Source organism: Streptomyces sp. NPDC058284 (assembly GCF_042881135.1).
GTDB lineage: Bacteria > Actinomycetota > Actinomycetes > Streptomycetales > Streptomycetaceae > Streptomyces.
In genome coordinates, this window is record NZ_JBHVYE010000005.1 from 199,997 (window position 1) to 208,938 (window position 8,942).

7 protein-coding genes are annotated in these 8,942 nt (G+C 70.5%); 4 read left to right on the top strand and 3 right to left on the bottom strand.

Features of this window, described 5'->3' with window-relative positions:
* Window positions 1-38: 38 nt before the first annotated feature.
* Both ACFVYR_RS10250 and ACFVYR_RS10255 read right to left on the bottom strand, forming a co-directional pair.
* Window positions 39-1,022: an LLM class flavin-dependent oxidoreductase gene (locus ACFVYR_RS10250; protein ID WP_384249991.1), complete on the bottom strand. Its 984-nt coding sequence runs from the start codon at window positions 1,020-1,022 to the stop codon at window positions 39-41.
* A 135-nt stretch (window positions 1,023-1,157) separates the two neighbouring features.
* Entirely contained in the window at window positions 1,158-2,606 is a 1,449-nt protein-coding gene (locus tag ACFVYR_RS10255) for a purine-cytosine permease family protein (RefSeq protein ID WP_384249993.1), read from the bottom strand.
* A gap of 199 nt (window positions 2,607-2,805) precedes the next feature.
* Here ACFVYR_RS10255 and ftsY point away from each other — a divergent pair, with 199 nt between their 5' ends.
* Window positions 2,806-4,029, top strand: a complete 1,224-nt coding sequence (gene ftsY / locus ACFVYR_RS10260) for a signal recognition particle-docking protein FtsY (protein ID WP_384249996.1) — start codon at window positions 2,806-2,808, stop codon at window positions 4,027-4,029.
* A 103-nt stretch (window positions 4,030-4,132) separates the two neighbouring features.
* On the opposite strand, the gene ACFVYR_RS10265 is transcribed toward ftsY, so the two are convergent.
* On the bottom strand, window positions 4,133-4,792 hold the full coding sequence (locus ACFVYR_RS10265) for a bifunctional DNA primase/polymerase (protein WP_384249998.1): 660 nt from the start codon (window positions 4,790-4,792) through the stop codon (window positions 4,133-4,135).
* Between the two features lie 423 nt (window positions 4,793-5,215).
* On the opposite strand from ACFVYR_RS10265, the gene ACFVYR_RS10270 reads away from it, so the two are divergent.
* The 3 genes from ACFVYR_RS10270 to ACFVYR_RS10280 all read left to right on the top strand — a co-directional run bounded on the left by ACFVYR_RS10270 (window position 5,216) and on the right by ACFVYR_RS10280 (window position 8,789).
* Window positions 5,216-6,694: a hypothetical protein gene (locus tag ACFVYR_RS10270; RefSeq protein WP_384250001.1), complete on the top strand. Its 1,479-nt coding sequence runs from the start codon at window positions 5,216-5,218 to the stop codon at window positions 6,692-6,694.
* Window positions 6,695-7,029: 335 nt separating this feature from the next.
* The gene (locus ACFVYR_RS10275; RefSeq protein ID WP_384250003.1) at window positions 7,030-8,454 is read left to right on the top strand and encodes an ammonium transporter; all 1,425 of its coding nucleotides are present in this window, start codon (window positions 7,030-7,032) and stop codon (window positions 8,452-8,454) included.
* Entirely contained in the window at window positions 8,451-8,789 is a 339-nt protein-coding gene (locus tag ACFVYR_RS10280; protein WP_058847462.1) for a P-II family nitrogen regulator, read from the top strand. Before ACFVYR_RS10275 ends, ACFVYR_RS10280 begins: the two co-directional genes overlap by 4 nt.
* Window positions 8,790-8,942: the final 153 nt, after the last annotated feature.

Consider the following 8,942-nt stretch of genomic DNA (forward strand, 5'->3'; position numbering starts at 1 on the left):
TCCTCTTCAGGAAGCTGCCCCGGCCGAAGGACTCGTGCTCACTTGTCCTTCAGCCGGGGCAGTACGTTTTCGCAGAAGTGGTGCAGGCTGCGCCAGCCCTCGTCGACGGGCATCCCTCCGGAGAGCGGGTGCAGGACGAGGCTGCCCGCGCCGTTTCGCGCGTACGTCACGCACTCGTCCGGCGTCAGGATGCGGTAGACGCCCTCCTCGCGCAGCTCCCGCACCGTCGTGGCCGCCGACTTCACCGCCGAGCGGATGTCCTTGGACTGCCAGGAGGCGTACGTACGCGCCTCGTGCAGGAAGTGCTCGCCGTGCTCGGCCCAGGCGCGGTCCGGGTCGTCCGCGATGTGCAGGAGCGTGGTCTCGGCGGCGGGCATCATCGTCCAGCCCTCGGTGCCGTGCTCCGCGAGCTGCGCGGTGTAGTACGCCGCCAGCTCCGGCAGATGGGCGCTGGGGAAGAACGGCAGGCCGAGCCGGGCCGCGCGCCGGGCCGCCGCCTTCGAGGAGCCGCCGACCAGGAGCAGCGGGTGCGGCTGCGTGAAGGGGCGCGGTGTGACGCGCGCCGTCCGGCCGCGGAAGGTGAAGGGCTCGCCCCGCCAGGCCTTGAGCAGCGTCTCCAGAAGCTCGTCCTGGAGCTTCCCGCGGCTCTTCCAGTCGACGCCCGCCTGCTCGTACTCCTCGGGCCGGTAGCCGATCCCCGCCACCGTGACCAGGCGTCCCGCGCTCAGCAGGTCCAGTACGGCGATGTCCTCGGCGAGCCGCAGCGGGTCGTGCAGCGGGCCGATGACCGCGGACACCGTCACCGCGATGCGCCGGGTCGCGCCGAAGACGGCGCCCGCGAAGGTGAACGGCGAGGAGATCCAGTTGTTTGCCGTGCCGTGGTGCTCCTCGGTCTGGATGGTGGAGATGCCGCGGTCGTCGGCGTAGGCGGCCATCTCCAGGGCGGTCCGGTAGCGCTCGCTCAGCGAGGCGGGCGTGGCCGCGGGATCGACGAGGTTGAAACGTACGACTGTGGCGGGCATGGAAACGTCCCCCTTCACCGTGCGTGGGCGGCGAAGGGGGACGTTAGTTGACGTGGTGTCAGATGGGTAGTCCCGTACGGGAGCGGGATCGTCCCCTATGGGAGCCGGATCGTCCCGTACGGGAGCCGGCGCCGGTCAGGCGGAGATCAGCTCGGTGTCGCCCTTGCCGCCCGTCGCGTCCTTCTCGACCGGCGGGGTCTTCGGCAGGACCGCGTACAGGACCGCGGCGACGACGATCGTGGTCAGCCAGCCAAGGCCGTGACGGCCGGTCCAGGAGGTGGCGAGCGGGCCGCTGAACCAGTCGACCTTGGTGAAGAGCAGGCCCACCACCAGGGCGATCGCCCACGCCGTCATGGCCTGCCAGGCGAAACCGGCCTTGTACCAGTACGCGCTGGTGCGCTTGGTGTCCATCAGCGCCTCGCCGTCGTAGGTCTTGCGGCGCAGCATGTCGATGCCGAAGACGCCGATCCAGGCGGAGAACGCGACCGCGAGCAGGGTGAGGAAGGAGATGAACGAGCCCATGAAGCTGGTCGCCACGTTCATCAGGATGTAGCCGAAGATCAGGCTGATGACGGCGTTCACGCTGACCGCCCACGCGCGCGGGACCTTGATGCCGAGCGTCATGGCGGTGAAGCCCGCGGAGTACATCGACATCGAGTTGATCAGCAGCATGCCGACCAGCGCCATGATCAGGTACGGCACGGCGATCCACGTCGGAAGCAGCGAGCCGAGGAAGGAGACGGGGTCCGCGGCGGTGGAGAGCTTCGGCGCGGAGACGGCCATGACGGCGCCCATCAGGACCATCGGGACGACGACGATGGCGGCGCCGCCGACCGCGTGGCCCACCAGCGGCTTGTTCGAGGTGGTGCGCGGGAGGTAGCGGGTGAAGTCGGGGCCCGTGGGGACCCAGCTGATGCCGCCGGCGGCGATCGTGCCGACGCCCGCGACCATCATCGCCGTGGAGCCCGCGGGCTGGTCGAAGACCTCGGACCAGTCGGTCTCGGCGAGGAGGTAGATCAGTACGAGGACGCTGAACGCGCCGAAGGCGTACGTCGACCACGTGCTGCAGATGTGCAGGATCTTCCGGCCGAGACCGCTGATCAGGAACGTGCAGGTGACGAAGCAGACCAGCGTGACGACGGTCAGCCAGGTGCTGGACTTCACGCCGAAGCAGATGTCCAGGACGGTGATGATCGCGTACGCGCCGGTGACCGCGTTGATCGTCTCCCAGCCCCAGCGGGCGACCCAGATCAGCGCGCCGGGGAAGAGGTTGCCGCGCTGGCCGAAGACCGCGCGGGAGAGCGTCATGCCCGGCGAACCGCCGCGCTTGCCGGCGACGGAGATCAGGCCGACCATGCCGTAGCTCAGCAGGGGCGAGACGAGCGCGACGATCAGGACCTGCCAGAAGTTCAGGCCGTTGGAGACGATCAGGCCCGCGCCCATGGTCAGCAGCAGGACGCTGATGTTGGCCGCTACCCAGGTGGGGAAGAGTTCACGGGTCTTGCCCGTGCGCTCGGCGTCCGGGACGGGCTCAAGGCCGCGTGTCTCGAGGGCGCCTTCGGATTCGGCGGTGGTGCTGCTCATGGGGGTGGGTCCGTGCCTCTCGCTCGGATCGCAACGTCGCGATCCGCCGGTGGGGGTGATTCGCGATGGACTCTACGCGCGTTGATGCGGGGACCTCCATCGTACTTTAGTCCGAGTAGTGCCCTCCCGGGACTTATGTTCTTTGGAGGAAACTCCAATCTGGGCCTCTCCTGGTGGCATGGCCGATACTGGACGAGTTATGGAAATCGTCATCCTTGCTGTAGTCATCGCCGTGGTCGTGATCGGCGCGCTCGGCGGGCTCGTGATCGGCAGCCGCAAGAAGAAGCAGCTGCCCCCGCAGGCCCCGTCCAGCACGCCCACCATCACCGCCCCTCCCGCCGAACCGAAGGTCGGCGACGAGGCCGAGACGCCGCGCGACGAACCGCGCCGCACGATCGAGGAGGTGGAACTCCCGCTCGCCGAGCCGTCGGCCACGGCCCCGGTCGTCGTCGAGGAGCCGGTCGCCGAAGAGCCGGCCGCGCCGGAGATCGAGACCCCCGAGCCCGCCGCGGGACGCATGGTGCGGCTGCGCGCCCGGCTCTCCCGCTCGCAGAACGCGCTCGGCAAGGGACTGCTCACGCTGCTGTCCCGCGAGCACCTCGACGAGGACACCTGGGAGGAGATCGAGGACACGCTGCTCACCGCGGACGTCGGTGTCGCGCCCACCCAGGAGCTCGTGGAGCGGCTGCGCGAGCGCGTACGCGTGCTCGGCACCCGCACGCCGGACGAGCTGCGCACACTGCTGCGTGAGGAGCTCCTCACGCTCGTCGGCGCCGACCTCGACCGCACCGTGAAGACCGAGTCCGGCCTGGAGACGCCGGGCATCGTGATGGTCGTCGGGGTAAACGGCACCGGCAAGACCACCACCACGGGCAAGCTCGCGCGCGTCCTCGTCGCCGACGGCCGCTCGGTCGTGCTCGGCGCCGCCGACACCTTCCGCGCCGCGGCCGCCGACCAGCTCCAGACCTGGGGCGAGCGCGTCGGTGCCCGTACGGTCCGTGGCCCGGAGGGCGGCGACCCGGCGTCGATCGCCTTCGACGCGGTCAAGGAGGGCATCGCGGACGGCGCGGACGTCGTCCTCATCGACACCGCGGGCCGGCTGCACACCAAGACGGGCCTCATGGACGAGCTCGGCAAGGTCAAGCGCGTCGTCGAGAAGCACGCCCCGCTCGACGAGGTGCTGCTCGTCCTCGACGCCACGACCGGCCAGAACGGCCTGGTGCAGGCGCGCGTCTTCGCAGAGGTCGTCAACATCACGGGCATCGTCCTCACCAAGCTGGACGGCACCGCCAAGGGTGGCATCGTCGTCGCCGTCCAGCGTGAACTGGGCGTGCCGGTCAAGCTGGTGGGCCTCGGCGAGGGCGCGGACGACCTGGCCCCGTTCGAGCCCGAGGCGTTCGTGGACGCGCTCATCGGGGACTGAGGTCCGCGGTCCGTCGTACGCGGACGTGTCACACGCGTGAAGAGAAGGGCCCCTCGCACGGTGCAGGTGCGAGGGGCCCTTCCGTATCCGGGCGGGGCCGTCCCTAGGGAGACCGGTGCGCCACGTACGCCAGGGTGCCGAGCAGGAGCCGTGCCTGGGGCGGGTTCGTCGCCGTGTCGAGCGCGGGGGAGCGGAGCCAGCGGACCGGGCCCAGGCCGCCGCGGTCGGACGGAGGCGCGGTGATGTGGGTGCCGAGGCCCAGACCGTGCAGGTCCAGGGCGGCGCCGTCCCAGCCCATGCGGTACAGCAGCCGGGGGAGTTCACTCGCGGCGCCGGGGGCGACGAAGAACTGCGCCCGGCCCTCGGGCGTGACCGCCACAGGACCCAGTGGAAGGCCCATCCGCTCCAGCCGGACCAGGGCGCGCCGCCCCGCGGCCTCCGCCACCTCCAGCACGTCGAAGGCGCGCCCGACCGGCAGCAGCACGGCGGCGCCGGGGAACTCCGCCCAGGCCTCGGTCACTTCGTCGAGTGTGGCCCCGGCCGGGACCTCGGGGGCGAAGGCCAGCGGGTGGGCGCCGGGGGTGGCACAGCCGGCGGTTCCGCACGAGCAGACGCCGTCCACGGCCCGGGCGCCGGGCACCGCGTCCCAGCCCCAGAGGCCGGTGTACTCCGCCACCGTGGTGCGGTCCGACGTGCGGCCGCGCCGCCGTGATCCGGTGCGGGGCCTGTCGGTTCCCCGGATGCCGCCGATCGTGAAGCCCATGCCCCCTCCAACGGGTCCAGCGTGTCGCGGTTACGTGACGGAATCGGATCGTTACCCTCTGCTGTCGCGACGGGCGCCCGATGAATTCACGGGGAGTGCGCCCGGTCCCACACGCCCCGGTGCACTCCGCTCCGCCCGCTTTCGTTTGCCCTGTGTCAAGTGAATCGCTTGTGGCGGCCCGGGAGTTCATTCGAAGGGGTGGCGAATGGTGGCGTTTCCGCGATCGCCCTCGCCGGACGGGTGATCGTAGGATTACTTTCGGTGCATGGCCCTGTGAGTTCGAGCACTCGTGGGTATGCCGGAGGCAAGTCGGTTTCCTGTTCGACGGGTGACATTCTCCGGACGGACCGGCGCAAGGCGCGGCATTCTGTTAGGGCTTGGCGTGGACAACGCACAAGTGGCTTGAGGGATGGGGGCGTTCCAGTGGGCGGCAACGACGGAGGTGGCGTGAGCGCCGAGAAGCGCCCCAACGAGATGCTCACGTCCTGGTTCGTGCGCAGCGGCTGGTCGAAAGGCGAGCTCGCCCGCCAGGTGAACCGCAGGGCGCGGCAGTTGGGTGCCCACCACATTTCCACGGACACCTCACGGGTGCGCCGCTGGCTGGACGGCGAGAATCCGCGCGAGCCGATCCCCCGCATCCTTTCCGAGCTGTTCTCCGAGCGGTTCGGCTGCGTCGTCGCCGTCGAGGACCTGGGCCTGCGCGCCGCGCACCGCACCCCCGCCTCCTCCGGCGTCGACCTGCCCTGGACCGGGCCGCAGACGGTCGCGCTCATGAGCGAGTTCTCACGCAGCGACCTGATGCTCGCCCGCCGCGGCTTCCTCGGCACCTCGCTCGCGCTCTCCGCGGGCCCCGCCCTCATCGAGCCCATGCAGCGCTGGCTGGTGCCCTCACCGTCCGCCGCCGCGCCGCGCGAGCCCGAGACCGCCGCCGCGCAGCGCCGCCCCTCCCGGCTGTCCAAGCCGGAGCTCGACCTCCTGGAATCCACGACGGTGATGTTCCGGCAGTGGGACGCCCAGTGCGGGGGAGGGCTCCGGCGCAAGGCCGTCGTCGGGCAGCTGCACGAGGTGACGGACCTGCTGCAGGAGCCCCAGCCCGAGGCCACCTCCCGGCGCCTCTTCAAGGTCGCGGGCGAACTGGCGGAGCTGGCGGGCTGGATGAGCTACGACGTGGGCCTGCAGCCCACCGCCCAGAAGTACTTCGTCCTCGCCCTGCACGCCGCCAAGGAGGCGGGCGAGAAGCCCCTCGGGTCGTACATCCTCTCCAGCATGAGCCGCCAGATGATCCACCTCGGCCGGCCCGACGACGCACTCGAACTGATCCACCTCGCGCAGTACGGCAGCCGCGACTGCGCCAGCCCGCGCACCCAGGCCATGCTGTATGCGATGGAGGCCAGGGCGTACGCCAGTATGGGCCAGCCGGGCAAGTGCAAGCGGGCCGTGCGGATGGCCGAGGACACCTTCGCCGACGCCGAGGACTTCGGCGGCCCCGAGCCGGACTGGATCCGCTTCTTCTCCGAGGCCGAGCTGAACGGCGAGAACGCCCACTCGTACCGCGACCTGGCGTACGTAGCGGGCCGCAGCCCCGCCTACGCCTCGCTCGCCGAGCCCGTCATGGACCGCGCCGTGGAGCTCTTCGAGAGGGACACCGAGCACCAGCGTTCGTATGCGCTGAACCTCATCGGCAAGGCCACCGTCCACCTGCTCCAGCGCGAGCCCGAGCAGAGCACGGTCCTCGCCGGGCGTGCCCTCGACATCGCCAAGAAGGTCCGCTCCGAGCGGGTCAACACGCGTCTGCGCAAGACCGTCGACACGGCCGTCCGGGACTTCGGGGACGTCGCCGAAGTCGTCCAGCTCACCGAGCGGCTCGCCATCGAGATGCCGGAGACCGCGGAGGCGGTCTGAAGCCCGGTACCCCCCGGCCCCGGCCGCGGCGGGACCATCCCTAACAGCCCGACTCGGCTCCCCCATGCCAGGTCAGCCGGATGGCCGCCGCGGCCGGTTCTCATGCCGTGCGAGGGGTGTGCGAGCGCACCCCGCGTGACCCGGCAGTTCATGGCCGTGTAACACGCACCGCGTCTTCGTCACTGCCGCGAAACACCGAGGCGCCTCCGTGGAAACCGCGCTGGGCCAATCTCTGGCGCATAACCGGCCCACGGCCCCGGCACTCATCGAACGGGGCTCCTCGGCACCGCACAGGTCCGCCCGCGCGGGCCGCATACGAAGACGAGGAGACGCCGATGCCCCCAGGCATCACGATCGCCGCAGACGCCCCGGAGCTGTCTGCCGCCAACACCGGGTTCATGCTCATCTGCTCCGCCCTGGTGATGCTCATGACGCCGGGACTCGCCTTCTTCTACGGAGGCATGGTCCGCGTCAAGAGCACGCTGAACATGCTGATGATGAGCTTCATCAGCCTGGGCATCGTCACCATCCTCTGGGTGCTGTACGGCTTCTCCGTCGCGTTCGGCACCGACCACGGCAGCCTGCTGGGCTGGGAAGGCGACTACGTAGGCCTCAGTGGGCTCGGCATCAACCAGCTCTGGGACGGCTACACCATCCCCGTCTACGTCTTCGCCGTCTTCCAGCTGATGTTCGCCGTCATCACCCCCGCGCTGATCAGCGGCGCCCTCGCGGACCGCGTGAAGTTCACGTCCTGGGCGCTGTTCGTCGCCCTGTGGGCCACCGTCGTGTACTTCCCCGTCGCGCACTGGGTCTGGGGCGCCGGCGGCTGGGCCTTCGAGCTGGGGGTCATCGACTTCGCGGGCGGCACGGCCGTGCACATCAACGCCGGTGCCGCGGCGCTCGGCGTCATCCTCGTCATCGGCAAGCGGGTCGGCTTCAAGAAGGACCCGATGCGGCCCCACTCGCTGCCCCTGGTGATGCTCGGCGCGGCCCTGCTCTGGTTCGGCTGGTTCGGCTTCAACGCCGGATCGTGGCTCGGCAACGACGACGGCGTCGGCGCGCTCATGTTCGTCAACACGCAGGTCGCCACCGCCGCCGCGATGCTCGCCTGGCTCGTCTACGAGAAGCTCCGGCACGGCGCGTTCACCACGCTGGGCGCCGCGTCGGGCGCCGTCGCCGGCCTCGTCGCCATCACCCCGTCCGGCGGTTCCTGCTCACCGCTCGGCGCCATCGCCATCGGGGCCGTCGCCGGGCTGCTGTGCGCCATGGCCGTCGGACTCAAGTTCCGGTTCGGGTACGACGACTCCCTCGACGTCGTCGGCGTCCACCTGGTCGGCGGGATCGCCGGTTCGGTCCTCGTCGGCTTCTTCGCCACCGGCGGCGGGCAGTCCAAGGCGCAGGGCCTCTTCTACGGCGGCGGCCTGGACCAGTTGTGGAAGCAGCTCGCGGGTGTCGGCGCCGTGCTCGCGTACTCCCTCGTCGCCTCCGCGGTCCTCGCCCTCCTCATCGACAGGACGATCGGGATGCGGGTCGCCGATGACGACGAGGTCACGGGCATCGACCAGGTGGAACACGCCGAGACCGCGTACGACTTCAGCGGGGCGGGCGGCGGTACGGCTTCGCGTACGGGGGTTCCGGCGCCCGGTGCGGGTGCGGGTGTGGGTGCGGGCGCTGGTGTGGGTGCGGGCGCTGGTGTGGGTGCTGGTGGTCAGGCGCCGGCGCAGGCTCAAGGTCAGAGGAACAAGAAGGTGGACGTATGAAGCTCATCACCGCGGTCGTCAAGCCGCACCGGCTCGACGAGATCAAGGAAGCGCTGCAGGCCTTCGGTGTCCAGGGGCTGACCGTCACCGAGGCCAGCGGCTACGGACGGCAGCGCGGACACACCGAGGTCTACCGGGGTGCCGAGTACACGGTGGACCTCGTGCCGAAGATTCGTATCGAGGTTCTCGTCGAGGACGACGACGCCGAGCAGCTCGTGGAGGTCGTGGTGAAGGCGGCCAGGACCGGCAAGATCGGGGACGGCAAGGTGTGGAGCGTGCCGGTCGACACGGCTGTGCGGGTGCGGACGGGGGAGCGGGGGCCTGACGCGTTGTAAGAGGTGCGGGAGGGGCATGGGCCGCGGGGTGTGGATGAGGGGCGCGGGGTGAGCGGTGCGGGGGGGGGGGGGGGGCGGGTGTGACACGTCGGGCGAAATTAACTGAGTGGGTCCGAAAAGGCGCTGCTGGGTGCAGAGTGTGGACGTACCTAC